Here is a 24629-nt window from a genome sequence, read left to right on the forward strand (position 1 = left end):
ATTCGTGCTGCCCACGAGGAATGAGCCACCCATGATCGAGTTCACCTCGGTGACCAAGCAGTATCCCGACGGCACCCTCGCCGTCGACGACTTCAGCCTCGTCATCCCGTCGCGCGAGACCACCGTCTTCGTCGGGTCGAGCGGCTGCGGCAAGACCACCATCCTCCGCATGATCAACCGGATGGTCGACCCGACCAGCGGGTCGATCGAGATCGACGGCGACGAGATCGGCGGCCTCGAGCCCGTGGGCCTCCGCCGCAGCATCGGCTACGTGATGCAGAACTCGGGGCTGTTGCCGCACCGCCGGGTCGTCGACAACATCGCGACCGTCCCCGTGCTCAAGGGCGTCTCCAAGAAGGAGGCGCGGAGCCGGGCCCTGGACCTGATGGACACGGTCGGCCTCGACCGCTCGCTCGCCGAGCGCTGGCCGAGCCAGCTCAGCGGCGGCCAGCAGCAGCGAGTGGGCGTGGCCAGGGGCCTCGCCGTCGACCCGAACATCCTCCTGATGGACGAGCCCTTCGGCGCCGTCGACCCGCTCGTCCGGGCCGACCTGCAGCGTGAGCTCGTCCGGCTGCAGCGCGAGCTCGACAAGACGGTCGTGTTCGTCACGCACGACATCGACGAGGCCTTCCTGCTGGGCGACCAGGTCGTCATCCTCGAGAAGGGCGGCAAGATCGCCCAGAAGGGCTCGCCCGCCGAGATCCTCTCCGATCCGGCCAGCGACTTCGTGGCCGACTTCGTCGGCTCGAACCGGGGCAAGCGGGCGCTGCACATCGAGCAGACCGCCACCGGCCAGGTCGTCGTCGACGACGAGGGCCGCACGACCGGTGTGCTGACGGAACCCGCCACCGTGCCGCACGCGAGACCGGCGACCCCGAGCGAGGCCGGTGCCGTCCAGGCTCCGGGTGCCCCGGCGCAGGGTGGGCACGCGTCGTGAACTGGATCTGGTCGAACGCCGACTACATCTGGGACAAGACGCTGGTGCACCTCGCCCTCAGCGTGCCTCCGGTCGTCCTCGCCTTCGTCATCTCGCTGCCGATCGGCTGGCTCGCGAACCGCTACCGCGTGTCCCGCGGCATCCTCACGGTCGCCGGCCTGTTCTACGCGATCCCGTCGCTGCCCCTGTTCGTCGCCCTCCCCGCCCTCGTCGGCACGTCACTCCGCAGCCCCGTCAACATCGTGATCGGGCTGACGCTCTACGGGGTCGCACTGATGGTCCGCTCGGTCGCCGACGCCCTGGGCGCCGTCGAGGTCGACGTGCGCCAGTCGGCGACGGCCGTGGGCTACTCGAGCTGGCAGCGCTTCTGGCGCGTCGAGTTCCCCCTCGCGGGCCCCGTCATGCTCGCCGGCCTCCGGGTCGTGGTCGTCAGCACGGTCAGCCTCGCCACCGTCGGCGGCGTGCTGGGCGTCAACGGCCTCGGGCTGCTCTTCATCGACGGCTTCCAGCGGGACATCCCCGAGGAGATCCTCGCGGGAATCGTGATCACCATCGTCATGGCGCTCGTGCTCGACGGGCTGCTCGTGCTCCTCGGCCGCGTGCTGATGCCGTGGAGCCGTCCCGGCAGGCCGCGCCGCGCCTCCTCGAGGCGGTCGTCGACCCGCTCCTCCGAGACCGACGCCTCCTCGCCCCGGTCGCCTCGCCGAGAGGCGGTGCGCTCGTGAACTTCTTCACGGAGGCCTTCGCGTTCATCGGCGACGGCAGCAGCTGGGCCGGCCCGAACGGAATCCCCACCCGTCTCGGCGAGCACCTCTGGTACTCGGTCGTGGCGGTCGCTCTTGCGTCGATCGTCGCGATCCCCGTCGGCTTCGCCATCGGCCACACGGGTCGGGGGCGTGCGATCGCGGTCGCCGTCTCGGGGGGAGCCCGGGCGCTGCCCACCTTCGGCGTCATCACGCTCATCGCCGGCTGGGTCGGCATCGGCCTCACGGCCCCGATGATCTCGTTCGTCATCCTCGCGATCCCCTCGGTGCTCGCCGGTGCCTACGCGGGGTTCGAGGCCGTCGACCGCTCGACGGTCGACGCCGCCCGCGCCGTCGGCATGACCGAGTGGCAGATCGTCACGCGCGTCGAGGTGCCCCTCGGGCTGCCCCTGCTGATCGGCGGGATCCGCTCGGCCGTGCTGCAGGTCGTCGCGACGGCGACGCTCGCGACCATCGTCGGCTCCGGCGGCCTCGGCAGCTACATCATCACGGGCCTGCGGGCCAACGACTACGGCACGATGCTGGCCGGCTCGATCCTCGTGATCGCCCTCGCCGTGGCCCTCGAGGTCGTCTTCTCCGTCGTCCAGCGCCTCGTCGTCCCGACCGGCGTCACCGCAGGGCGCCCCACCGACTCCCGCGCGCGCGTCGCCCGACGCGCCCCGGGCACCGCAACACCCCTCCAGGAAGAAGGAACACAGTGAACGACACAGCGAAGAAAGGCCGGCTCACCGTTCTCGGCGCAGTCGCGATCGGGGCCGTGGTGGCCCTGGCAGGGTGCTCGTCGAGCGACCCCCTCAGCAGCGGCTCCGACGACACGGCGTCGTCCTCCGACGCCCTAGTGATCGGTTCGCAGCAGTACTACTCGAACAAGATCATCGCCGAGCTCTACGCCCAGGCGCTCGAGGACGGCGGCTACACGGTCGACCGTCAGTACGACATCGGCCAGCGCGAGGTGTACCTGCCCGAGCTCGAGAGCGGCAGCATCGACGTGTTCCCCGAGTACTCGGGCAACCTCCTGCAGTTCTACGACGCGGAGACGACGGCCAAGACGCCCGAGGAGGTGGAGTCGGCCCTCGCCGACGCGCTGCCCGACGGCCTCACCAGCCTCGCCGCCGCCGAGGCGACGGACCAGGACAGCTACAACGTGACGAAGGAGTTCTCCGAGGAGAACGGCATCACGAGCCTGGCCGACCTCAAGGACTACTCCGGCTCGATCGCCCTCGGCGCCCCGCCCGAGAACGTCGACCGTCCCTACGGCCCTCCCGGCCTGAAGAGCATCTACGGCGTCGACGTCACCTCGACCCCGATCGACGACGGAGGCGGCCCGCTGACGGCCAAGGCGCTGTCGGACGGCAGCGTCCAGATCGCCGACCTCTACTCGGCCAGCCCGCTGATCGTCGAGAACGACTTCGTCACCCTCGACGACCCCGAGAACATGATCCTGCCGCAGAACGTGGTGCCGATCGTCTCGGACAAGGTCGACCAGGGCGCCCAGGACATCATCGACGCGGTCGACGCGGCGCTGACCTCGGCCGACCTGCAGGAGATGAACTCGAAGAGCCAGACCGACAAGGAGTCCGAGGGCACCATCGCCAAGGACTTCCTCGAGAGCAAGGGGCTCGTCGGCTGACCAGCGATGAGCAGAGGAGGGGCCGGCACGCACGTGCCGGCCCCTCCGTCGTCAGACGGCGTCGTCGTCCGGGTGGGCCATGTGCTTCTCCTCGCGCCGGTGCACGAGCCGCTTGACGAGCAGCACGACCACGGCGAACGCGACCACGATGCCGACGAAGACGTAGCCGGCGCCGTGCAGGCGGTCGGCGAGCTCCCGGTAGCTGCCGGCGGCGGCAGCGCCCACCGACACGTACGCCGTCGCCCAGAGGAGGCAGGCCGGCGTGGTCCAGGCCAGGAAGGTGCGGTAGCGCATCGGGCTCGTGCCCACGGTCAGGGGGATGAGCGAGTGCAGCACGGGCAGGAAGCGCGAGACGAAGACGGCGATGCCGCCGCGTCGGGCGAGGTAGTTCTCGGCCCTGATCCAGTTGTGCTCGCCGAGGCGACGGCCGAGACGGCTGCGCCGGATGGCCGGGCCGAAGTGCCGCCCGAGCGCGAAGCCGATGCTCTCGCCGGTGAGGGCGCCGAGCACGAGGGCGACGACGAGCGACGCGAACTCGACCGGGCCGACCACCGCGGTCGCGGAGACCACGGCCACGGTGTCCCCGGGCACGAGCAGCCCGAGCAGCACGCTCGTCTCCAGCACCATGGCGAGCCCCGCGAGCAGGGTCCGGAGGAGCGGGTCGACCGACTGCACGAGGTCGAGGAGTCCTGTCAGCGCGTCGTCCACCAGGCCGATCCTATTCACCGCCGGCCGGGAAACCCTGGTCTCGCCGGTCGGGAGCCCGCTGGTCTAACAGGTCGGTCAGGACCTCGCCGGGAGCGGGCGGCGCAGGGCGTCGAGGCGGGCCCGCCACGTGGCGAGCCGGCCCGGCTGCTCCGCCGGGGACGGGCCGTCGACCCACCCGGAGACGATGCGGACGCCGTGCAGCGCACTGAGCGACCAGATCTCGGCGCCGTCGAGCTCCGCCGGCGTCGTCCGGTCGTGCAGCACGTCGACGCCGAGCACGGCGGCGAGGGTGAGCACGGTGCGCGAGGTCACCCCGGGCAGGCGGGGCAGGTCGTCCGCCGGCGTGCAGAGGGAGTCGCCGCGCCACCAGACCAGCGAGCTCCACGCGCCCTCGACGACGTGGCCCTCGGGGGAGAGGATCACCGCCTCCTCCGCTCCGCGAGAAGCGGCCTCCGATCGCAGGTCGCCGAGGGCGGCGAGATCGGGGCCCTTGACGAGGGGCGACCTACGCGGATCAAGGGCCGCGGTCGCCACCCGCACCGATCTCGTGCGGTCGGGAGCGGTCCGCAGTCGAGCGCGCAGCTCGGGTGCCCCAGCGGCGTCGCGGACGAGCTCGACGCGGGGGAACCAGGCGCCGTCCCGCGGCAGGCGGTCGACGACCGCGCCCCAGAAGGCCTCGACGTCGTCGTCGGCGACCAGGCCCGTGGCCGCCACGGACGACGTGAAGCGGTCGCGGTGCACGTCGAGGGCGCGGACGGCGCCGTCGAGCACGAGCCACGAGTCGGCGACGAGCACGTCGGGGGCCGACGCCGCGGGCTGCTCCGCCGTCGGTGCCGTCGGCTCTGCGGGCGGCGACGCGAGCTCGCCCCCGCGCCACAGGAGGGTCTCGCCGGGGCTCATACACTCAGGGTATGCGTCTCCCGGTCCATCGTCGTCCGCTCTCGTGGCGCGACCCGGAGGCCGTCGTCCTCGCCCTCGCCCGCACCGGCGACGTCGTCTGGACCGATGCGGGCCCCGGTGCCTCGTCGGGGCGCTCGGTCGTCGCCTGGGGCCCGGCGCTCACGGCGTCGGGTCCCGACGACCTGGCCGTCGCGTGGGCCGAGCTCCGTGCCGGCCTCGCCGATCCCCGAGGCGACGCCGATCCGCTCGGGCCCGCCGGCTGGCTCGGCTACGGCGTCGGGACCTGGCTCCTCGACCAGGACGCGACCGTGGGCGTGGGCCGGGGCGCGCCTCCCTCGGTCACGGCCGGGCTCGTGCCCGCCCCCGACGCCCCCGCGGACCTCGCGCTCCTGCTGACCGACCGCGCGCTGGTCTTCGACCACGGCGACAGGTCGGTGGAGGCGGTGGTCCTGGGCGACGACCGCTGGCTGTCGGCCGTCGCGGCGGCCTGGCGCGACGTCCCCGAGGGCGAACCCGGGCACCCGTCCGAGCCCACGGCACCGTCGCGCCCCGCCGTGCGCCAGCACGACGACGACGCCTACCTCGCGCTCGTCGAGCGCTGCCAGCAGGCCATCACGGCGGGCGACGCCTACGTGCTCTGCCTCACGACGAGGACCACGGTCGAGGGCGACGTGGACGACCTGGCCGTCTACCGGAGGCTGCGCCGGTCCTCTCCGGCTCCGCACGCCTCCTTCGTGCGGATCGGCCCGACGTCGGTGCTCGGGGCCTCGCCCGAGTCGTTCCTCCGGGTCGACGCGGAGGGGGCGGTCTCGTCGTCCCCGATCAAGGGGACCCGGCCGCGGTCGCCGGACGCGGCGCTCGACGCCCGCGCCGCCGCCGAGCTCGGCGCGGACGAGAAGGAGCTCGCGGAGAACCTGATGATCGTCGACCTCGTGCGCAACGACCTCACCCGCGTCGCGGCGCCCGGCACCGTCGCAGTGGCCGAGCTGTTCGCCGTGCGGTCCTACCGCCACGTGCACCAGCTGGTGAGCACGGTGACGGCCGTCCTGGCCCCGGGGCGCACCGCCCTCGACGTCGTGGAGACGGCCTTCCCCGCCGGCTCGATGACCGGCGCGCCGAAGCGCCGGGCCGTGCAGCTGCTCGCCGCGTGGGAGGGGCGGCCGCGCGGCGTCTACTCGGGCGTCGTGGGGCATCTCGGCCTGGACGGCTCCGCCTCGCTCGCCATGGCCATCCGGTCGATCGTCGTCGAGCGCGCGACGTCGCGACGGCCCGGCCGCGCGAGCGTCGGCGCCGGGGGAGGCATCACCGCATCGTCGGTGCCGTCCGTCGAGCTCGAGGAGGTGCGGCTGAAGTCTGCCGCCCTGCTGCGCGCCCTCGACGCGGTCGCGGCGGGCGCCTCCTCGGCTCCCGCCGTGCCGACGCAGCCCGTGCCCTGACGAGACGGTCGGCCCGCTACCCTGGACGACGGACCGCCCCGCGCGTGCGCCCCTCAGGGCGCCCTCGGGCTGCCCACCTCCCCACCGCAGCGATTGAGAGTCCCGTGGCCCACGAGCACGACACGACAGCGTCCGCCGACCAGGCGTCCACCACCCCGGCGTCCGAGACCCCGGCCCACGCCGAGGGCGAGACGGAGCGCGCCTACGACCCTGCTCGCCTGCAGCAGAAGTGGCAGGCGATCTGGGAGGAGGCGAAGCCCTTCGCCGTCGACCCGGACGACGTGCGGCCGCGCAAGTACATCCTCGACATGTTCCCGTACCCCTCGGGCGACTTGCACATGGGGCACGCCGAGCAGTACGCGCTCGGCGACATGGTCACGCGCTACTGGCGCCAGCAGGGCTTCAACGTGCTGCACCCGATCGGCTGGGACAGCTTCGGCCTGCCCGCCGAGAACGCCGCCATCAAGCGCGGGGTCGACCCCCGCGAGTGGACCTACGCGAACATCGAGCAGCAGAAGCAGAGCATGAAGCTCTACGCGCCGTCGTTCGACTGGGACCGCGTGCTGCACACGAGCGACCCCGAGTACTACAAGTGGAACCAGTGGCTGTTCCTGCAGATGTACGACAAGGGCCTCGCCTACCGCAAGGACAGCTGGGTCAACTGGGACCCGGTCGACCAGACCGTGCTCGCGAACGAGCAGGTCCTGGCCGACGGCACGTCCGACCGCTCGGGCGCCGTCGTCGTCAAGAAGAAGCTGACGCAGTGGTACTTCAAGATCACCGACTACGCCGACCGCCTGCTCGACGACCTCAACCAGCTCGAGGGCCACTGGCCGACCAAGGTGCTGAACATGCAGCGCAACTGGATCGGCCGGTCGATCGGTGCCGACGTGCACTTCGAGATCGAGGGCAGGGAGGAGCGGGTCACGGTCTTCACGACCCGTCCCGACACGCTCTGGGGCGCCACCTTCATGGTCGTCGCGCCCGACTCCGACCTCGCGGCCGAGCTCGTCGCCGACGCGACCGACGACGTCAAGGAGACCTTCGCCTCCTACCTGGTCGAGGTGCAGAAGGCGACCGAGATCGAGCGCCAGTCGAGCGAGCGCCCGAAGACCGGCGTGCCCCTCGGGCGCGTCGCGGTGAACCCGGTCACGGGCGACCCGATGCCCGTCTGGGCCGCGGACTACGTGCTCGCCGACTACGGCCACGGCGCCGTCATGGCCGTGCCCGCGCACGACCAGCGCGATCTCGACTTCGCCCGCAAGTACGACCTGCCGGTCCGCGTCGTCGTCGACACCAACGCGCCCGTCACGGGCGTCATCCCCAAGCTGCAGCTGGACGACGAGGGCCAGGCGATCCTGCCCGACGACCTGCCCGACCTCGACCCCGCGTCGACCGGCGTCGCCCTGACCGGCGAGGGCCGGTTGATGAACTCGGGGCCGCTCACCGGCCTGAGCAAGTCGAACGCGATCAAGCGCGTGATCGAGCTGCTCGAGCAGTCGGGTTCCGGCAAGGCCGCGAAGACCTACCGCCTCCGCGACTGGCTCATCTCGCGCCAGCGCTTCTGGGGAACGCCGATCCCGATCGTGCACGGCGCCGACGGCGTCGAGGTCCCCGTGCCCGTCGACCAGCTGCCCGTGCTGCTGCCCCCGACGGAGGGCCTCGACCTCAAGCCCAAGGGCAGCTCGCCCCTCGGCGCCGCGACCGACTGGGTGAACGTGCCCGACCCGCGCGACGGCTCGCCCGCGCGCCGCGACGCCGACACGATGGACACCTTCGTCGACAGCTCGTGGTACTTCCTCCGGTTCCTCGACCCGACCGACACCGAGCGGGCGTTCGACCCGGCCCAGGCGAGCAAGTGGGCCCCCGTCGACCAGTACGTGGGCGGCGTCGAGCACGCGATCCTGCACCTGCTCTACGCGCGCTTCATCACCAAGGTGCTCTTCGACCTCGGCCACGTCGACTTCACGGAGCCGTTCAGCGCCCTGCTGAACCAGGGCATGGTGCTGCAGGACGGCGCGAAGATGAGCAAGAGCAAGGGCAACGTCGTCAGCCTGTCCGACGAGATCACGAAGCACGGCGTCGACGCGATCCGCCTGACGATGGCCTTCGCCGGCCCGCCCGAGGACGACATCGACTGGGCCGACGTCTCGCCGGCAGGGTCCGCGAAGTTCCTCGCCCGGGCGTTCCGGCTAGCGACCGACGTCGACAGCCCGCGCGACGTGGTCTGGGCCGAGGGCGACCAGGCGCTGCGCCGGGTCACCCACCGGTTCCTCGCCGAGGCCCCGGGCCTCAGCGAGGCGTTCAAGTACAACGTCGTCGTCGCCCGCCTCATGGAGCTCGTCAACGCCGTCCGCAAGACGATCGACAGCGGCGCCGGCGCCGCCGACCCCGCGGTCCGCGAAGCGACGGAGACGGTGGCCCTCGGGCTCTCGCTCTTCGCGCCCTACACGGCGTCGGAGATGTGGGAGCTGCTCGGCTACGACGGCGTGGGTGTCGCCCACTTCGGCTGGCGCCGGGCCGACCCGACCCTGCTCGTCGAGACCAGCGTGACGGCCGTCGTGCAGGTGAACGGCAAGGTCCGCGACCGTCTCGAGGTCTCGCCCAAGATCGGGTCCGACGAGCTCGAGGCCTTGGCCCGCGACTCCGCGGCGGTGCAGCGCGCGGTCGGCGACAAGCAGATCGTGAACGTCGTCGTGCGTGCGCCGCGCCTCGTCGCCATCGCGGTGAAGTAGCGCACTCGCTCCTCCCCGTCGCCGACCGGCCGTCCTGGTTCCCCAGGGCGGCCGTCGTCGTCTGCGGGTGCCGAGCCGCTCCTCCTACCGTCGGGGGATGGTCGTCGACTTCCGCTCCGCGCCCGATCCGGCAGCCCCCCGCGGGCCGCGCTGGCGCCTCGGCGTCGGGGCCGTCGTCGTGCTCGTGCTGGCGGTGCTCGCGGTCACCGTCGCGGTCTCGGCGACGGCGACCCGAGGAGGCGCGGGCGAGACCGCGATCACGTCACGGCCGACGCCCGCCGACGGGTCGCCCGGGGCGGCCGGCCCGTCGGGGGAGCCCGCGGCGACCGGTTCGCCCGTCTTCGTGCACGTGCACGGCAGGGTCGCGCTGCCTGGTCTCTACGAGCTGCCGCCGGGGGCACGGGTCGTCGACGTCGTCGCGGCGGCGGGGGGCTTCGCCGACGACGCCGAGCAGGGCGCGGTCAACCTGGCTCGGCCCCTCGTCGACGGCGAGCAGCTGTACGTCCCGGCGGTGGGGGAGGCGGCGGACGGGCCTGGCGGCGGGGCCGGCGCGGCCGCGGCCGGCGGGACAGGCGCAGGTGCGGGCTCCGCGGTGGGCGGCGGCGCGTCCGGGCCGGGCGCGGCTCTCGTGGACCTCAACTCGGCCGACGCCGCAGCGCTCGAGACGCTCCCCGGAGTAGGGCCGGCGACCTCGGCGGCGATCCTCGAGTGGCGTCGGCAGAACGGCGCCTTCCGGTCGGTGGACGACCTGCTGGGCGTCAGCGGCATCGGGGAGAAGACCCTCGCGACGCTCTCCCCGTTGGTCACCGTGTGAGGGCCCCGACACAGGTCGACGTCCGCTGGGCGGCGCCGGCGGGGGCCTCGTGGGCCGTGCTCGTCGCGGTCCTGCCGAGGCCCGACCTGCACGTCGCGGTGAGCGTCCTGCTCCTCCTCGTCGGGGCCGCGGCCCTGGTCGTCGCCGTGGTGGCCAGACGACGCGGTCGACGAGCGTGGCCCTCGGCGTCGCGCGCGCCGTCGCCGACGCCGTCAGGGAGGTCGCAAGACCCGGGGTCGACCGGGTCCCGGGTCGTCCCTGCCGCGGCACTGGCCGCGCTCGTGGCCCTCGTCGCGGGGCTGGTGCTGGCAGGTGCGGCCGCACGGCAGCACGTGCGCTACCCGGAGGAGCTCGTCGCCCTGTCGGGTCGCTCCGCCGAGCTGCACGGCACGGCGACGGGCCGTCTGGCGGCGGGCACACGAGCCGTGCAGGTGACGGTCCGCGAGGCCGTCGTGGCCGACGAGGTCGTGTGGCGCGGCCGGGCGTCGTTCCTCCTCCTCGGGCCGCGGGTCGCGGAGGGGGCGACGGTCGAGGTGGGGCAGGGGGTGTCCGCCCGCGTCTCGGTCCTCCCGGTCGAGCCGGGCGACGACGTCGCCTTCGTCGCGGCCGTGCGCGGCCACGTCGTCCCCGGGGCGCCGCCGTCCGGGGCGGCGGGCCTCGCGGACTCGGTGCGCTCCGACTTCCGCGGCGTGACGGCGGAGCTCCCGGGCGACGGCGGCAGCCTCCTGCCCGGGCTCGCCGTCGGCGACACGTCCGCCGTCGACGACGAGCTCGACGAGGCCATGAAGGCGTCCTCGCTGTCGCACCTGACGGCCGTCTCCGGAGACACTAACGCAAAACCGGATGCGTACCTAAGACTCAGCAATGTCGGGCAGAGCCGAGCGGCCGCGAGCAAGCAGCAAGCAGCAAGCCGAATTTCGCTGGCATCGAGTGGGCGGGGTCGGGCACTTCGCATCGTGTCAGTTACCCCTGATGGGAGTGGCGGTGAAGGCCATTCCGTGAGCCTGGTCGATTGGGCTCGCGCCCGTCGGGCCCATGAGTTAAATTCAGGTTCTTAGAAGGATATCACCATATGTCAGGCCAGCCCAAGCATGGGTGGATCTCTTTGTGCCGCCCGGCGTGCGGCTGTCTCGTGCACCTGGCATCGGGGCATCCCACGGATCACGACGGGCTCAGCGGCGCGGCGTGTCCGGGAGCCGGTCACGCCGCTGAGATGCCACCGGTGTCGACGAAGTGGGCGTACCTGTGTCCAGAATGTGGCCAGCTGACCTACACGAACCTCCGCTCAGGCATCGTGTTCTCCCATAACCTCACCGGTCGCTCCGAGGTCTGTTGAAACTCTGGACGCTTTCTCGGCCCAATCGGTCTCGTGGTCGACGCGGTTCTCGTCCAAGAGCGAGCCACGCGGGGTCATCAGCCGCGCAGAAGGGGCATTCACCGGTGTTTTACGACGTGTCGAGCGCGAGTGTCCGAACCGTCGGTGGAGGACTCCCGGGCCTCGGCAAAGGAAGCTAGACGCCATTTCAAGCAAGAGTCGTGCAAGACTCTCGCAAGAGTGCTAGGTTCATCGCGTGAACGCAAACCAATCCCCGGAGGTTGCCCCAATGACCGTCTTCGTCCCCGTCCAGGTCCCCGAGCACCTTGTGCTCGATGTCTATCGATTCATCGCGGACCGCGACGGCACACCGGCCCTCAATGCATCTCCTAAAAACGATGAAGCGCGCGACTGGACCCTCGAGGAGCTCACCTTGCTGGCCGAGAGCGATGCGACCTCCGTCCAGCTCATGGCGAAGGTGCTCACGATCCTGCTCGAGGCTGCGCCGGACCCGCTGTCGATCGACGAGGTCGGCGCGAAAGTCGAGATGGAGGGGCTCACCGTCCAGAAGACATTCGGTGCAGCGAGCCGCTGGATGAAGAACCGCTTCGGTGGCGACATTCGCTGGCCGATCAACTGGAGCGGTGAGACGCACTGGTACCTCAACGAGCACAACGCCGCGATCTGGAAGCAGATCATCGGCTGACGCCTCCCAGCACAGCAGAACGCCCTCCCTGGAGTCACGGAGGGCGTTCTGCTGTGCGGGGCATCGATTCGAGGTGGCGCCGGCGAGGTTACCAGCCGAAAATCGATCTGGACGCAACGCCTGCCAGGACGTCCATGCCAAGAACCCTGACAAGATGAACGGCCTCTTTCCCTATCGTTCATCGCTGCTCGCTTCGGCAGGATTGCTCGCGGACGGCGCAGGGCCGAGCTTGCCGGCATCGCACCTCGATCAAGCCGGACGACGCTCAAGCTGCCGGGAGTCGCGATCGTAGACGTAATCGATGATCTCTCCGGACATGATCATGGCGACAGCTCGGTTGATGACATCGCGGGGCACGACGAACCACTCCGATGGGTCGTAGTCGCGCCCCTTCCGGTCGACTTGTGTGAGGTCAAGGCGAACGTCGGCGAATACCCGATGCAGCAGGGCCTCCAACGTCGATGCCTTGACGTTGTAAACGCGGTAGTCCGCGACAACTATGACCGGGGCCATCAGGTACGTCGGTGACGTTGAAGCACCTTTCAAGCGCTTCTCCACGCTGGTGGTCGAGAAGCCGATCTTGTACAGGTCTTTGAGATTCGCGATCAGTGGATCGGTGCTCATCGACTCCAGCACGTAGATGTGCCCGCTTTCGATGTCCGCGTCGAAGATGTCCTCTGGGCCGTGACCCGTGCGCGTCAGCACCTGCCCCTGCGCCTCATACATGCGGGTCTGAAGGCTCTTGTCGTACATAGCCGACTCAGTGCCGTTCTCGAACACAAGGCGCAGGCGCTGCTTCTTACGCGATTCGCCCCCGATCACCAGCTCGACCGTTTCGCCTACCTCAGCGACGAAGCACATGACCCCATTAATCACGAAGAACACGCCCTCGCGAATCAGGTCCATGCCCGTGAACGGCTTCAGCGTGAAAGTGCCGTCCTGCAACTCGACGTGTTTCGCCTTGAAGAGCGGCTCAAACTGTTCAAAATCCTTCGCCCGAACTCGCTGGGCGATCGAGTCGGCCGACTCGGGGCGCTTGACCACAGGCAGATCTGAGATGTCGAGTATTCCGGACTCGTCCGCCAGCAAGTCATCGAGGTCGCCCGCCTCCAGCAGGTCGTCGATGGACGCCGGCGCTGAGGCGGCCTCAAGCAGACCGAATTCGTCGAGGTGTGCCACTACCTCGGCCGCGGCGTCGTTGGCCTGGAACCCATCCAATCGTGCGCCAAGCTTTCGTTCAGCGATCTTGCGCGTCTGCGAGCTGGGCCGCCGCCCCTCGGTTCGCCTGAACTGCACGATCTCGAGGAAGGCGCGCTCCATGCGGTCCGATGCGGTGAGCTTCTTCGGTTTCTCCGGCGCGGTCAGCAGGTCGTCGTCCAGGATGTCGTCAAGGCTCAGCGGTGCCCTGGGCTCAAAGGTCCCGTTCTCGCTCATTCCACCACCGTCTCCGTTGCTGCCTTCTCCGCCTTGCGTTGCGTTGCGAGCTTTTGCAAGAAGAGCAAAGCCGTCCCCAACCGCTTCTCCGTTAAATCTTCAGACCTGATGTCCGGATTTTTGCCGTTCACCTGCTTCCAGGTCTTTATCTTCGGGAACAGCGCCAGGGCCTCCTCCTCGGAGAAGTCGATTCTCGTTGATGTGATCGTGTCTTGGATGAGGCGCAGCACCGAGGGCGTGACCGACTTTGATAGCACCTCAAATGCTCGCTGGAACGGGTTCACGGAGTCGATGAGGTTGATGTTCAGCTCGTCGATGTTTACGAACTTCTCGGCCATCTTGATGAAGCGCTTGTCGCCGACCTCGCGTACCTCGCCGTTTTTGACCACCGAGTCCACGACGACCTGCTGGCGCACCTCCTCGACCTGCTCCTCCGTTAGGTCGGGATACTTCTCCCGGATGATCTTGGGAATCAGCACCCTGTTAGTCGTCTCGGCGTCGATCGAGCCCGCGGCGGCCCGCGCAAAGGTGTCATCCTGGAGAATGGTCGCCTTGAGGTCATTCAGATCTGTCGAGACGATTTGCTTGACTCGATCGCTGGACGGCTCCCTAAAACCCTTGATCCTGAGTTCGCCCTGCTTCGCTGGCCCGCCGTCGTCGAACTTCTTCGTCTTGAAGTTGAAGTTTGGCGCAAGTACCTGTTCCATCAGCAGCGACGCCGTGATCGCCTTAAGCATGTTGTTGACAGACACTTTAACTTCGCCCTGCGAGGCGTCCGGCTCGGCAATGAGGTTTGTGAACTGCGCGTGTGACTTGCCCGGGCTGTCGCGGGTTACGCGCCCGATGATCTGGATGATTTCGGTGAGTGACGCTCGGTAGCCGACCGTCAGTGCGTGCTCCGCGAAGGGCCAATCAAAGCCTTCTTTCGCCATGCCCAGTGCGATGATGATATCGACCCCGTCACGCTCCTTTGAAGCGGTGTGGGACAGGTAGTGCAGAGTGTCGCCACGCTTCTTCTGGTCGGTGTCGTCGACGAGGTCCGCGACGCGCACGATCTCACCTGTGTCCTGTCGGCGGACGCTGATGAACCCCGATTCCGGGTCCGTCGACTCGACCTGGCCTATCGCATCGATGATCCGGCCGACCTCCTCGATCTTGTCCTTTGTGGACTCACCCGAGTTCACACTTGGAATGTGCACGATTGTCTTCTTGTCGAGGTCGAGCACCTCATGGATCGCGTCCGTGTACCGGCCCTGGTAGAAGTGATGTCCAATGCCCAGGGACCGCAGGTGCTCGTAGCCGTCGAGCTGGTCGTAGTAGTTGAACGTGACCGGCGTGAACTTCGCTTCATCCTCGGGCGACAGCACCGGCACCGAGTCCCCGCGGAAATACGAACCCGTCATGGCCACGATGTGGACGTCCGAGCCGCGCATCACGTCGCGAAGCAGCGCGCCCAGCCGCGAGGACTGCGTGTCCGCCGACACGTGGTGAAATTCGTCGATCGCGAGCACGGTCCCGTTGAACGACTCTGGGGCTAGCTTTTCAAAGGCGAAGCGGAGCGTCGCGTGCGTGCAGACCAGCACCGCGTCAGGCCCCTCGAGGAAGTCGATGAATGCGTCGACCTTCCCCGCAGACGAGCCTGCGTCGCAAAGGTTGTGCTCGTCCTTAATTTCCCAGTCCGCCCAGAAGCCGTTCTTCGTTAGGGCTGTCGATGCGAACGACGCTCCGATGGACCGCTCCGGAACCGCGACAATGACCTTCTTGCGGCCCTGGTTGTAGAGCTTGTCGAGCGCCACGAACATCAAGGCGCGCGACTTGCCCGACGCCGGCGGGGCCTTGACTAGCAAGTGCTGGGCTTGTCGGCGCTGGAAGACGCGCTGCTGCATTTCGCGCATGCCCAGTGCGTCGATATTCACTGACGCCTTGGTCTGACCGTAGTGCACGTCGACAACATTCACGGGCTTGTTGGTCGCGTTCACTTCACAGTCCTCGGGTCCTCTTTGCCGGGGCCTTCGTGGCCTGCTCAGCAGTCATACGCTCGTGCAGCGCGAACAGGTCTGACAGGCGCTGCTCATCAGACTCGTAGGGCTTCTTGGAGTAAACGGAATCGACCAGCGAGTCTATTGCGGCATGGGCGGCCCGGAGATCGTGCGGCATCTCGTCTGGGTCATAAAGTTCAGCGAGTGAACGTTCGCAGTGGTACTCGCGGACATCGAGCACACGTAGTGCGCTGACAGTGAGCATTTCCTGCATCGAGTCCGTAAGTTGTGGAACCGGGAAGTTATTATAAACGATAGTATTCGAGTACTGGTAGTTGATCCGCATGCGCCCCGATACGGCGTTTACCCAGGACATATGCATTTGAGACGTCAAGAGAGCGAAAAGCCAAGGTTTTGCGTTATAAATTGCAAATCCCTTGTTTGAGATTACTGTGTCGGCGTCTAGGTAGCCGATAGGAATATACTTACGCAGACCAGACGAGATGCTAGGGACCACTATGGACTCAGTGGGCTCATAACGGATCTCACCGAATCGGTGCGGAATGGAGGCGAGCTTTCGAGTCGCAGCACGCCCGCTTCCTTCTCGATGCTGTCTCACTCGATCGATTCGCTCTGCGATCCAAGGCACGCGACGAGCGGACTGCGCGTCCGAATTTTCGATCCAGAGCGCGAATCGATCTTCACCAGCAATGAATTCACTTGCTCCGAGGAACCGCCTCACATAGGCGCTCGCCTCCGGGGCATCTGCGATTAGTCGATTGCGCTCGGCATCGCTAAGTACCAGGCCGCCACCGTCGTTTGGCATGCTGCCGAACGACATAACAGGTATCGCTGACAATGGATTTCTCCTGGCTAAGACGAAGACGTTAGGGCTATCGGCGAGATATCCGTTGATATTTGTAGCAGTGATCCGAAACCCATCGTTGTAAATGTACTTCGGGTCGCTTCTAGCTGTTCTTAGGCCGATTACCGCGACAGTGACGTCCGCATTTCTCTTGGCATTGTTATCCCACTGGAAACCTGGATATGCAAAGCCAATTTCGATACCCGATGCGAAAATCATCGGAAACAGGAGACCAACATGCTCGCCCTGGGCAACAGTCTTGGTGGTCACAAATGCCAACTGGGCGCGCGTTCCTTTGATGTAATCGGTGCCTTTAACGAACCACAGTGATATGTAATTGAGATCTTTTGAGTATGGACGATCTTCAAATACGTACGCGTAATCTGCTTTTTGCTCGGGGGTCTGGCGCTTAGAACCATAGTAAGGTGGATTACTGATCAAAAAAATATCGGATTCGCCGTCGTTCGCACACACACGATTCCAGTCGACGCGCGCGGCGTTGCCAGCGTGAATTTGGCCTGTCTCCCTCAGGGGAATCAGGGGAATCGAAACACCGAACTTTTCCCGAAACTCACTATTCATTTGATGTTTGGCAATCCAGAGTGATAGCACGGCGACCTCCGCGGCAAAGTCATCTAACTCTATGCCGTAAAAGTTCTCGATACTGATTTTCGAGTCCGCCCACAGCACTTGATGCGTCGAACTCAACTCTGTAAGTCGCTCGAGAATGGCGTGCTCGAGCTTACGGAACTCTTTGTATGCAATGACTAGAAAATTGCCAGATCCGCAGGCGGGGTCAAAAATTTTGATCGCGGCGATCCTATTGAGCAGACGCATGAGGCGGCGCTCACTGTCGTAAGCAGCGTCGAGTTCGATCTTGAGCGCATCGAGGAACAAGGGCTCGATCGTCTTCAGGATATTCGGCACCGAGGTGTAATGCTGGCCCAGGTCACTGCGCCTGTCGGGCGTGACGACAGCCTGGAACATTGAGCCGAAGATGTCGGGGTTGATGTCGCGCCAGATGAGCGTGCCCGACGCGACGAGTTCGTCCCGCGCCTGCTTCGTGAAGCGCGGCACGACCTGACCGTCCTTCGCCGTGAACAGTCGGCCGTTTACGTAAGGGAAGTCGACGAGGTGCCTCGGCTTGTCTGCCGGATCTTCGGTGTCCAGAGCTGCGAACAGGTCGGTCAAGAACTCTGCGAGGTCCGAACCGTCGGACTGCGTCTGGGATGCGACCGCGTTCGTGAACTGGTTGTCCGCGAAGATGCCCGTGTCCTCGGCGAAGAAGCAGAACAGCAGGCGGGTGAAAAACACATTTAGCGAGTGGCGTCCGCGCTCTTCGTCGAAGATCCCGGGGTTGGCGTGGAGCAACTCGTCGAACAGCTTCCCCATGCGCTCGGCCGCCTTGACGTCCGCGTGAGACTCGGCAACATACTGCGCCTTTTCCATTCCGGCCCATGGCAAGAAGAAGGTAAAATGCTGGTCTATAGCGCCGATCGGGAATCCGATTGTCTCGTTTGTCTTGGTGTCGTGGGCGATGATGTCAACGTAATCGGTCGCTATGACGAAGCGCGTGCTGAAACGGACGATGGCTGGTGACGTCTTCAGTTCGTCGACGATGTGCAGCGGGTCGTTATTAGTTTCCTTGAAGTAAACGACGCCTTTCTGTGCAACTTCGGTCTTGGGATCGACGGCGACATTTAGCGAGCCGTTGCGCAGCCTCGTTACGTTGCCCTGGGGTTTCCCGAACGCGAGCAGCAGATCGAAGATGAACTCCCGGTCGTATGTGTCTCGGCTTGCGAGGGGAGCAACTCGCTCCTCGACCACCTTGAGGCTGAGTCTCGCCATGTCTTTGTCCTAATCTCGCGCGGGTGCGAGATCGCATCACCGTTAGATCGATCGACGCTTCCGGTCAGCGGCGGGTCAGATACATCCTAGCGAGGGGCGTTACCCTCTAGGGTGGTTGGGTTTGAAGTGCGGCTCAGTTCAAGAGCAACGCGTTTAGAGATCGACGGAAGCCTTTGCGGGACTTGGTCTGGATTGGCGCCGAGCCTTCATGGGGCTGAGATGCGCCTGGGTCCCTGCAGCATCACCCTCCTTTCAGCACAGGCAACAGGCCCCGCAGGACGTCATCCAGCAAACGCCGTTTTGCGTACCTCGCCATCAAATCAATCTGCTGATGCCCGTCGCGACGAAAAGCGAGCCCCGACTCTGAGAGAACGACTACGCCCTCGTTGCCTTCGCGAAACAAGACCCACAGAGGCAGATCCTGTGGCCGACCGGACGGCGCGAGTATGGACTGAACGCCGTCGAAAAGCGAGAGCCACGACGAATCATGTGGAGTTGAGCCCAGCATGCTGTTCCAGGAGATGGCTTGAATCTGATGCCTTTGATTCACCGTGCTGGCAAGGATTTGGGCAACCAATCGATATGTCAACGAGCGAGTCGTTGTCGCGGGAGTAGGGCCTGCTGCCCATCCGAACTTTGACTCGATTCGGTTGACCCAGGCGTGCGGATTGTCTTCGCTCAAGACCTTCGGCCAGCTAGTCCACTGTGTAGGACCGAGGCCCTCCACACCCCGGACCGGATGGAGCGTGACGTGCGGCATCCCGCCCGAGTCACGGGGAAGGTCGCGACTGACCCGCAATCGCCGGGAACCATCAGCGTAATCCTGGTCGATCCGCAAGGTGGAGTCCCGCCGGCAGAGTTCGCTGGCGATCCACCATGACTGAGCAATTGTCCAGCGCTGAGCGAGGTGCTGTCCGCCCTCTTCGTTCCCCATCCGTTAACTCTACGACAGCTAATTGGCACAACATCAGCACGGCTCCGACTCATCACGTCGTTCTCCGACGATCGACGCAGATGGCGAGCCGCCCTCTGAGCCGGGTCACAGATGGTCCGCTTCTGCCCGCCCCCACGGGGTACCCGTAGCGGAGGCTTGGTCCCAGATCGTCACGTACTCGTCCTCGACCTCATGCCAAAGTTCCGCACGCGCACTCTTGCAGTCAGAGAAGCGAAGGTGGTCTGGGGCGAGCACGACGAACTCGTGGGGGATAACCCGTCCGGCGCGGTCCTTTCGCTCTTCCGGATCTGGGAATCGCACCGCTAGGGTGTCCGCCCGCTGGGTGAACGTGAATCGCGCTCCATCCGAGCCGTTGAACGCCGCTTCGTACGCCTCGAGCGGATTCGCCAGCCCGCCACTGCGAAGGAACCGGAACCCCCAGGTTCGCCCTCGCGTGGCCCAGATGAAGTTCATTTTGGACTCTCGATGAGCGCGTCGTTCTCTACAGCGCGATTCAGGTCGAGGCGGAAGCCGATCAGAACAGCGGTGAGGAAGTCATGGCGGTCTGCTGCCTTCTCGTATGCATCCTGCAGCTTCTCGGTCCCGTGTTCGATGAGTGGGTCCGTGACGAACGGCACGAGCGCGGGAATCAGCTTGAGTTTGCCCGGAAGCTTTTCGGCGAGGGCGCTGAGGAACGAGATCGCGGTTCCGGCGTTCTTCATCAGTTCAGTTGCGACCTTCCCACCGTGGCGAAGCGCCTTCGCCCAGCGCAGCTGCCGCGAGAGCGGCAGCATCGCCGCGATCGGCAGCATCAGCGGCACCCCAATCTGCTGCCCGAAGTCGATCCTGCCCGGTTCGAACTTCCCCGAGGAAAGTAGAACGAAGTCCTCACCCAGTGAGAAGGCTTCCGGCTCTTCAGCGAATGCTGCGAGTTCCTCCCGTAAAAGCGTCATCTCCTGCCCGACCTTTTCAACCAGCAGGTCCCGGAACGCCGTCGCATCCGTATGTGGCAAGAGATCCGCTTTCGACAGCCCAAACATCCAGACGCGGGGGAACCGAACGAGCCGCTGACCGTCTGGTGCTAGCTCGGTGCGCACCCGTGACACGTGCGCGATGTAATTCGTGAGCAACGCTTTGAGGTAGCGCTCCTCCTCGCCTGCGTTGTCGACAAGTCGTTGCCCGTCGACGAGCAGCACAGCTACGTCGGATCCGACCAGCGCCCTGAAAGTTTCATTCCGACGGCCGAACTCCTCCTCCGTAGAAGGTTCCTCCTCGAACCACTCACCCGGGTAGTCGTGCCACACCAGACGCAGCTCCCCGGCTGCTGGCTTCTTGCCTTTCGACGCAGGATTGGGGCGCTGCTTGACCGAGAACACGTACTCCGTGGCCGAGAACCGGTTCGCAGCCGGCACCGCGCCGGTGTTCTTCATCCCGAGGTAGTTCTGATGCAGACGCAGGCCCTGTGCGGCCGTGTCCGCAGTGATCTTGTACAGACTCTTCTTGATGAAGGCTGGTTCTTGCGCGGCACCGTAGAACGACGAGAGCAGCACAGTCTTCCCACTGCCGGACTCGCCGAACACGGCGATCTGTTGTTCCCGAGCAACCTTCAACGGCTTCATGAGCCCAACGTAGAGGAAGTTCAAGCTGCGGCGATCGGCGTTTGCCCGCTGCGACTACGGCCTGACGGGAGGCGAGCGGGCCCATCTCGCAAAGGCCAGCGGCCTTCGGCGCCGTTGAGGCGGGGGTAAAGGAAGAATGCTGTAGACCGGGAGGCCAACCAGGGCCTGCCACATCGTCAAGATCTCAGATTCACGCGCCTAGGCGTCGAAACCCACGAATCGGGACCTTGCTTCCGTCCCAGGTCCAGTCGATTCCCTCGGCGAGGGGTTCTAATGCGAGCATCAGGTGGGCGGGACTTGCCTGTCGGTATTCCCAACCGTCATCTTCTTGAACGATGTCGCGGAGTCGCTGGACGAGCGTTTCCCTAGAGAGGGGCAACCTGGGGCGCCCCGCACGAGCCTCGTCCGTCTGCCACTTGTGATGCAAAGCAAACAGGAAGTCTGGAGTTAGAAAGTTCCACTGGAACTGGGCTCGATGCTGAGCCCAAAAGGCTTTGGCCTGCGCATGGGCAGGTTGTATGCCATCCCGGTACTCGTGGAGACGAGTGCAGGCCGCACGGGGCGCGATCCGGCTTCGGTGCACGGCAGAGTCTCCCGTCTGGGAGTCCTCCAGCGTCGCTGTGGGAGGTGCCCACCGTGAGTACCCGGCATCGGATTTCTCGCGGACGCAAGCAAGAATCGTGCTGCCTCCGAGTTCAAAGTGCTCAAAGAGAACGGTTCTTACTGGCACTGAGAACCGCTGGAGGTACTGGATGTTCTCCCGAGTTCGGCTGTCGAGTGCGCCGGCCACGATGACGAGATCCTGAGCCGCATTCACTTCCGCGGGCAAGGGCTTGCCGAAATGCGCTTCAAAGGCTGAGGCAAGCGCATCGCCTGGTCGGTAGATCGCGAATATGTTCGAAATTTCCTCGACTGTGAGGGTCTCTGCCCAGACGCCGTAATCGATGATCTGCGCTATGACGGTTCTTGAGGTTCGCTGACGCTTCAACTCGATGACCCAGATGCGGCCATGTTCATCGAGTGCGAGGAGGTCGACGTAGCCGTGCCCGCTCGTCTCAACCTGGCGCCCAATGATCATCAGATTCACGCCAAGCAGGGACGCGTCGGATTCCAGCAAAGCTTCGAGCATTTTCTCGCTCGCAATGACAGTTGCATGCACCTGAACGAGGGTGCCGGCGACTGCCTGAAACAGGATCACTTCCTTTTCAGTCATGGTTTGCAACCTCCTGCATTTTGAATGAAGGGCCGCCGAAGTGTGCCGCGACCGCGTCTGTGCGGCCGAAGAGCCTTCCCGTCAGTCCAACGCGCACGCCAATCGGAGCCTGGCGGTCCAGACCCGCCTGCGTCAGCGAACCTACCTAGGAACGCTAGCCGCCTTGAACTCTTTGGTAGCGACGCACGCGCGACCTCCGGCTCGCCTCGCTTAGCACGGAAAGGCCTGACCAAGGCGCATTTAGATGCTGTGCCTCTTAAGCTCGGTTGGATGGATCGCAAAACGATCCTGCTCAAGAATGAGCAGAATCGCACTCTGTCGAGAAAAGCGACTATTTACAGAGAGTTGCCAGGTTTCTTTGGATGCTAAAGCGGGTGGGCTCGGGTGTCCCCTCACCACTTGCCCCTGAGCATCTCCTTCGCGTCCTCGCTAATTCGGCGGAAATGATTTCGGGAATGATTTCCGCCGAATTAGCTCGCGCTCAGGTCTTGCGGCTTCAGACGAACTCGGCCGTCCACGGCGGCCGCACGGCGACGACGAGGGACCCCTCGGGGAGCCGCCTCGTAATCTGCCTGGCCTGGTTCTGGGTCACGCCGGCCACCGGCAGCGTCATCGGCTGATCGCTCGTCGCGGTGGCAGCTGCGGTCAGCTCCTCGAGCCGCTCGAGCTGGTGGTCACGTGCGACGAAGGCGCGCTCTCGCTCGTCGAACGACCACCCCGCAGCTCGCTCCAGGATCTCGCTCCGCGTGACCTTGTCGAGGTGCTGACGCCTCGGGTCTGTCGCCGGGTCCACCTGACGCTCGAGCGCATTCCGACGTGCTCGTCGGTCTGCTCGTCGCCGGTCCCAGAGGAGACCGACCTCGGCGACGTACTTCGCTGCCTTCCGGTTGGTCTTCTTCGGAGCCGACAGGCGTCCGAAGTGACTCTGGGGTGGCAGCTCCGGAAGCTCCTGCTGCGCCTTCCGCGTCTCGCGGTGGCCTCTGTTCTTGCTCTTGGGCATGGCGTCTCGCCTCCTCGCTCCATCGGTCTTGCAGGGTCGTCCTCGGTTCACACTCACGGGACCCGTGAGGGACATCGAACCGACCCCCGGGTCGGCACCGCCGACCTCATCGCCCCATCGCCTCAGAGCCTCACCACGACCCCCGCGAAGCGGCGTGGTGGCTCAGAGGTGGCAGTCCCTCCATCACTGCCTCACCGCCCCTCCTCGGGCGCTCTCGCAGGCGCAGAGCGCCGGTCCGCGCAAGCGGCGTCAGAGGCAGGCACGGCGGCGTCTCGCCGCGTCTGGTCTCGGCGGCCGGCAGGGCGCGTCAGCCGGTCGTGCAACGGGGGAGCGCAGCGGAGGAGAGGCAGGGCCGGAAAGCACTCGCAGGCGCCCCCGACGGGGCGACTGAGAGCCAGGAGCGCAGCGACGCAGTAAGGGCCTGAGGAGCGCCAGCGACGAGGGTGAGGAAGCCACGCAGACCGAGCGAAGCGAGAGGCTGTGGGGCGGACGAAGGGGTGTCGGCTGTGCCGACCTCAGAGCAAGATTCTGACGAGCGCAGCGATGGAAGAAACGCCGCTCTGAGCCACCCCCCCCTTATGCTCTTCGTCTCTCTCCCACGCATCCGGAGCTTCAGCGAGGGATCGTGGTCACAATGCAGTTGTGATCAGCGAATATGAGTTCTCTAACACCCTCTTTTCAAACACCGGAATCCGCAGGACCCGAAGGGCGGGGTTTGAAAAGTGGCACTCATATTCGTTGGAAAGTCGGGGTTTTGGTTTTCAAACGGCTCCGAAGGAGGTGGCTCAATTTGAAAACCTCGAGCGCAGCGAGGCAGAGGCTGCGACACGAAGTGGCTCAGGCTCTCTTCAAACCCTGACGCAGACGCGGGGACGCGGCTGCCTTCGGTCTCACACCTGCGCAGGACGGGGCGAAGCCGCGGCCTCCCTAGTTGCCGCTTCGGCCCCCTCTGAGACGCCGACGCAGGAGGTGTCGCAGGTCACCGGCAGCAGCCGCCCTGGCGGCTCTTGGGTGCCTTCCTTTTGCCCCATCTGGTCGCGACTGTGGAGCGACCAGGACCGCCTCAGAATCGGTAACTACCTCGGTCGTCAGACCGCGCCTCTGAGCCCCTCACACCGCTGCCACTCCGCCTCCTCATCGCCCCCTCTCCGCCTCCGCCTCGAGGCGCGCGCGAAGCCTCCTGGCCCTCTGCGCCGAGTAACGAAATCCGCCCCGGATCTCGTGACCACCGACGCCACAGAACTGGTCACCAGACCAGTCCCAGCTCCGCCCCGGGGGCGCCGTCACTCCGCATCCCGAGGGTGCCCTTCTGATCGGCCTCGACGCCCTCACACCCCTGTTGTTGCGATCGCCTCAGGGCGGCTGTTGCTCTCCCGAAGGGATCACCGGCCGCCCCGGTCGCTGCAACGTCACGGCGCTCTCGCTCCATCGGGCTCCTCGGCTCAAGTGGCGACTTGTCGCCGCGCCTGCTTGCGCGTCCATGCCGCCGGGGCGCAGCAGCGGGGGACGGCTGATGCTTCATCGCTCCGCGCGCCGAGCAGCCTCATCTCGATGCGGCCCTGGCCGCCGGTCGCGCCTCTGCTCTGTTTCGGCTCACTCCCTCGGCCGCCGGCTCGAGGGTGTCAGCGACCTGGTGGAAATCCCTTCAGCGGGGGCGGGGTCGCGGCCCGTCAGTTCCGCGATGTCGATGCTGCATGGGGTCGTCCTCTCGCACCCTCCGAGAAAGCATCTGGGGCGACTCAGCGAGGAGGAGCCAGCGAAGAGAGGCACGAACGAGAGCTGGACGACGATG

The 24629-nt window shown here is 66.1% G+C and carries 19 protein-coding genes; 9 read left to right on the forward strand and 10 right to left on the reverse strand.

Annotation, left to right across the window (positions count from 1 at the left end; translation table 11 throughout):
• The first annotated feature begins 31 nt into the window (after positions 1-31).
• The 4 genes from ACZZ97_RS05250 to ACZZ97_RS05265 are packed head-to-tail and all read left to right on the forward strand — an operon-like array spanning position 32 to position 3331.
• Positions 32-937, forward strand: a complete 906-nt coding sequence (locus ACZZ97_RS05250; RefSeq protein WP_314102208.1) for an ABC transporter ATP-binding protein — start codon at positions 32-34, stop codon at positions 935-937.
• Positions 934-1662, forward strand: coding sequence for an ABC transporter permease (locus tag ACZZ97_RS05255; protein ID WP_463472480.1), 729 nt, complete (start codon positions 934-936; stop codon positions 1660-1662). The genes ACZZ97_RS05250 and ACZZ97_RS05255 overlap by 4 nt, the downstream gene beginning before the upstream one ends.
• Positions 1659-2402 carry an ABC transporter permease gene (locus ACZZ97_RS05260; RefSeq protein ID WP_463472481.1) on the forward strand — a complete coding sequence of 248 codons (744 nt, stop codon included), beginning with the start codon at positions 1659-1661 and terminating at the stop codon, positions 2400-2402. Before ACZZ97_RS05255 ends, ACZZ97_RS05260 begins: the two co-directional genes overlap by 4 nt.
• On the forward strand, positions 2399-3331 hold the full coding sequence (locus ACZZ97_RS05265) for an ABC transporter substrate-binding protein (protein ID WP_463472482.1): 933 nt from the start codon (positions 2399-2401) through the stop codon (positions 3329-3331). Before ACZZ97_RS05260 ends, ACZZ97_RS05265 begins: the two co-directional genes overlap by 4 nt.
• Positions 3332-3382: 51 nt before the next feature.
• Here the strand turns inward: ACZZ97_RS05265 and ACZZ97_RS05270 are convergent, their stop codons facing one another.
• A complete protein-coding gene (locus ACZZ97_RS05270; protein WP_463472483.1) occupies positions 3383-4039 on the reverse strand; it encodes a DedA family protein in 657 nt (218 codons plus the stop codon).
• Between the two features lie 75 nt (positions 4040-4114).
• Complete coding sequence (locus ACZZ97_RS05275) at positions 4115-4939, reverse strand: aminotransferase class IV (protein ID WP_463472484.1); 825 nt, start codon at positions 4937-4939, stop codon at positions 4115-4117.
• An 11-nt stretch (positions 4940-4950) separates the two neighbouring features.
• On the opposite strand from ACZZ97_RS05275, the gene ACZZ97_RS05280 reads away from it, so the two are divergent.
• The 5 genes from ACZZ97_RS05280 to ACZZ97_RS05300 all read left to right on the forward strand — a co-directional run bounded on the left by ACZZ97_RS05280 (position 4951) and on the right by ACZZ97_RS05300 (position 11945).
• Complete coding sequence (locus ACZZ97_RS05280) at positions 4951-6375, forward strand: anthranilate synthase component I family protein (protein WP_463472485.1); 1425 nt, start codon at positions 4951-4953, stop codon at positions 6373-6375.
• Positions 6376-6479: 104 nt separating this feature from the next.
• Positions 6480-9110, forward strand: a complete 2631-nt coding sequence (leuS, locus tag ACZZ97_RS05285; protein WP_399540484.1) for a leucine--tRNA ligase — start codon at positions 6480-6482, stop codon at positions 9108-9110.
• Between the two features lie 97 nt (positions 9111-9207).
• Positions 9208-9924 (forward strand): ComEA family DNA-binding protein, encoded by a 717-nt coding sequence (locus tag ACZZ97_RS05290; RefSeq protein WP_463472486.1) that lies wholly within the window; start codon positions 9208-9210, stop codon positions 9922-9924.
• On the forward strand, positions 9921-10982 hold the full coding sequence (locus ACZZ97_RS05295) for a hypothetical protein (protein ID WP_463472487.1): 1062 nt from the start codon (positions 9921-9923) through the stop codon (positions 10980-10982). Before ACZZ97_RS05290 ends, ACZZ97_RS05295 begins: the two co-directional genes overlap by 4 nt.
• 546 nt (positions 10983-11528) lie before the next feature.
• The gene (locus ACZZ97_RS05300) at positions 11529-11945 is read left to right on the forward strand and encodes a hypothetical protein (RefSeq protein ID WP_463472488.1); all 417 of its coding nucleotides are present in this window, start codon (positions 11529-11531) and stop codon (positions 11943-11945) included.
• A 249-nt stretch (positions 11946-12194) separates the two neighbouring features.
• On the opposite strand, the gene ACZZ97_RS05305 is transcribed toward ACZZ97_RS05300, so the two are convergent.
• From ACZZ97_RS05305 to ACZZ97_RS05340, 8 genes are all read right to left on the reverse strand, one after another.
• A complete protein-coding gene (locus tag ACZZ97_RS05305; protein WP_463472489.1) occupies positions 12195-13379 on the reverse strand; it encodes a GIY-YIG nuclease family protein in 1185 nt (394 codons plus the stop codon).
• Positions 13376-15358, reverse strand: a complete 1983-nt coding sequence (locus ACZZ97_RS05310; RefSeq protein WP_463472490.1) for a DEAD/DEAH box helicase — start codon at positions 15356-15358, stop codon at positions 13376-13378. Before ACZZ97_RS05310 ends, ACZZ97_RS05305 begins: the two co-directional genes overlap by 4 nt.
• 1 nt (position 15359) lies before the next feature.
• On the reverse strand, positions 15360-18071 hold the full coding sequence (locus tag ACZZ97_RS05315) for a DNA methyltransferase (protein ID WP_463472491.1): 2712 nt from the start codon (positions 18069-18071) through the stop codon (positions 15360-15362).
• 241 nt (positions 18072-18312) lie between these two features.
• A complete protein-coding gene (locus tag ACZZ97_RS05320) occupies positions 18313-19005 on the reverse strand; it encodes a TY-Chap2 family putative peptide chaperone (protein WP_463472492.1) in 693 nt (230 codons plus the stop codon).
• Positions 19006-19110: 105 nt separating this feature from the next.
• Entirely contained in the window at positions 19111-19479 is a 369-nt protein-coding gene (locus ACZZ97_RS05325) for a hypothetical protein (protein ID WP_463472493.1), read from the reverse strand.
• A complete protein-coding gene (locus ACZZ97_RS05330; RefSeq protein ID WP_463472494.1) occupies positions 19476-20624 on the reverse strand; it encodes a TRAFAC clade GTPase domain-containing protein in 1149 nt (382 codons plus the stop codon). The genes ACZZ97_RS05325 and ACZZ97_RS05330 overlap by 4 nt, the downstream gene beginning before the upstream one ends.
• 190 nt (positions 20625-20814) lie before the next feature.
• The gene (locus ACZZ97_RS05335) at positions 20815-21837 is read right to left on the reverse strand and encodes a hypothetical protein (protein ID WP_463472495.1); all 1023 of its coding nucleotides are present in this window, start codon (positions 21835-21837) and stop codon (positions 20815-20817) included.
• A 496-nt stretch (positions 21838-22333) separates the two neighbouring features.
• Entirely contained in the window at positions 22334-22630 is a 297-nt protein-coding gene (locus tag ACZZ97_RS05340; protein WP_463472496.1) for a hypothetical protein, read from the reverse strand.
• Positions 22631-24629: the final 1999 nt, after the last annotated feature.

The organism is Frigoribacterium sp. AC512, from assembly GCF_979258295.1.

What these genes read in the sequence shown, in the direction of transcription:
- ACZZ97_RS05300 (WP_463472488.1), top strand. Translation starts at nt 11,529, where the DNA reads ATGACCGTCTTCGTCCCCGTCCAGGTCCCCGAGCACCTTGTGCTCGAT.
- ACZZ97_RS05305 (WP_463472489.1), bottom strand. Translation starts at nt 13,379, where the DNA reads ATGAGCGAGAACGGGACCTTTGAGCCCAGGGCACCGCTGAGCCTTGAC.
- ACZZ97_RS05330 (WP_463472494.1), bottom strand. Translation starts at nt 20,624, where the DNA reads ATGAAGCCGTTGAAGGTTGCTCGGGAACAACAGATCGCCGTGTTCGGC.
- ACZZ97_RS05325 (WP_463472493.1), bottom strand. Translation starts at nt 19,479, where the DNA reads ATGAACTTCATCTGGGCCACGCGAGGGCGAACCTGGGGGTTCCGGTTC.
- ACZZ97_RS05275 (WP_463472484.1), bottom strand. Translation starts at nt 4,939, where the DNA reads ATGAGCCCCGGCGAGACCCTCCTGTGGCGCGGGGGCGAGCTCGCGTCG.
- ACZZ97_RS05290 (WP_463472486.1), top strand. Translation starts at nt 9,208, where the DNA reads ATGGTCGTCGACTTCCGCTCCGCGCCCGATCCGGCAGCCCCCCGCGGG.
- ACZZ97_RS05320 (WP_463472492.1), bottom strand. Translation starts at nt 19,005, where the DNA reads ATGGGGAACGAAGAGGGCGGACAGCACCTCGCTCAGCGCTGGACAATT.
- ACZZ97_RS05280 (WP_463472485.1), top strand. Translation starts at nt 4,951, where the DNA reads ATGCGTCTCCCGGTCCATCGTCGTCCGCTCTCGTGGCGCGACCCGGAG.
- ACZZ97_RS05250 (WP_314102208.1), top strand. Translation starts at nt 32, where the DNA reads ATGATCGAGTTCACCTCGGTGACCAAGCAGTATCCCGACGGCACCCTC.
- ACZZ97_RS05315 (WP_463472491.1), bottom strand. Translation starts at nt 18,071, where the DNA reads ATGGCGAGACTCAGCCTCAAGGTGGTCGAGGAGCGAGTTGCTCCCCTC.
- ACZZ97_RS05335 (WP_463472495.1), bottom strand. Translation starts at nt 21,837, where the DNA reads ATGACTGAAAAGGAAGTGATCCTGTTTCAGGCAGTCGCCGGCACCCTC.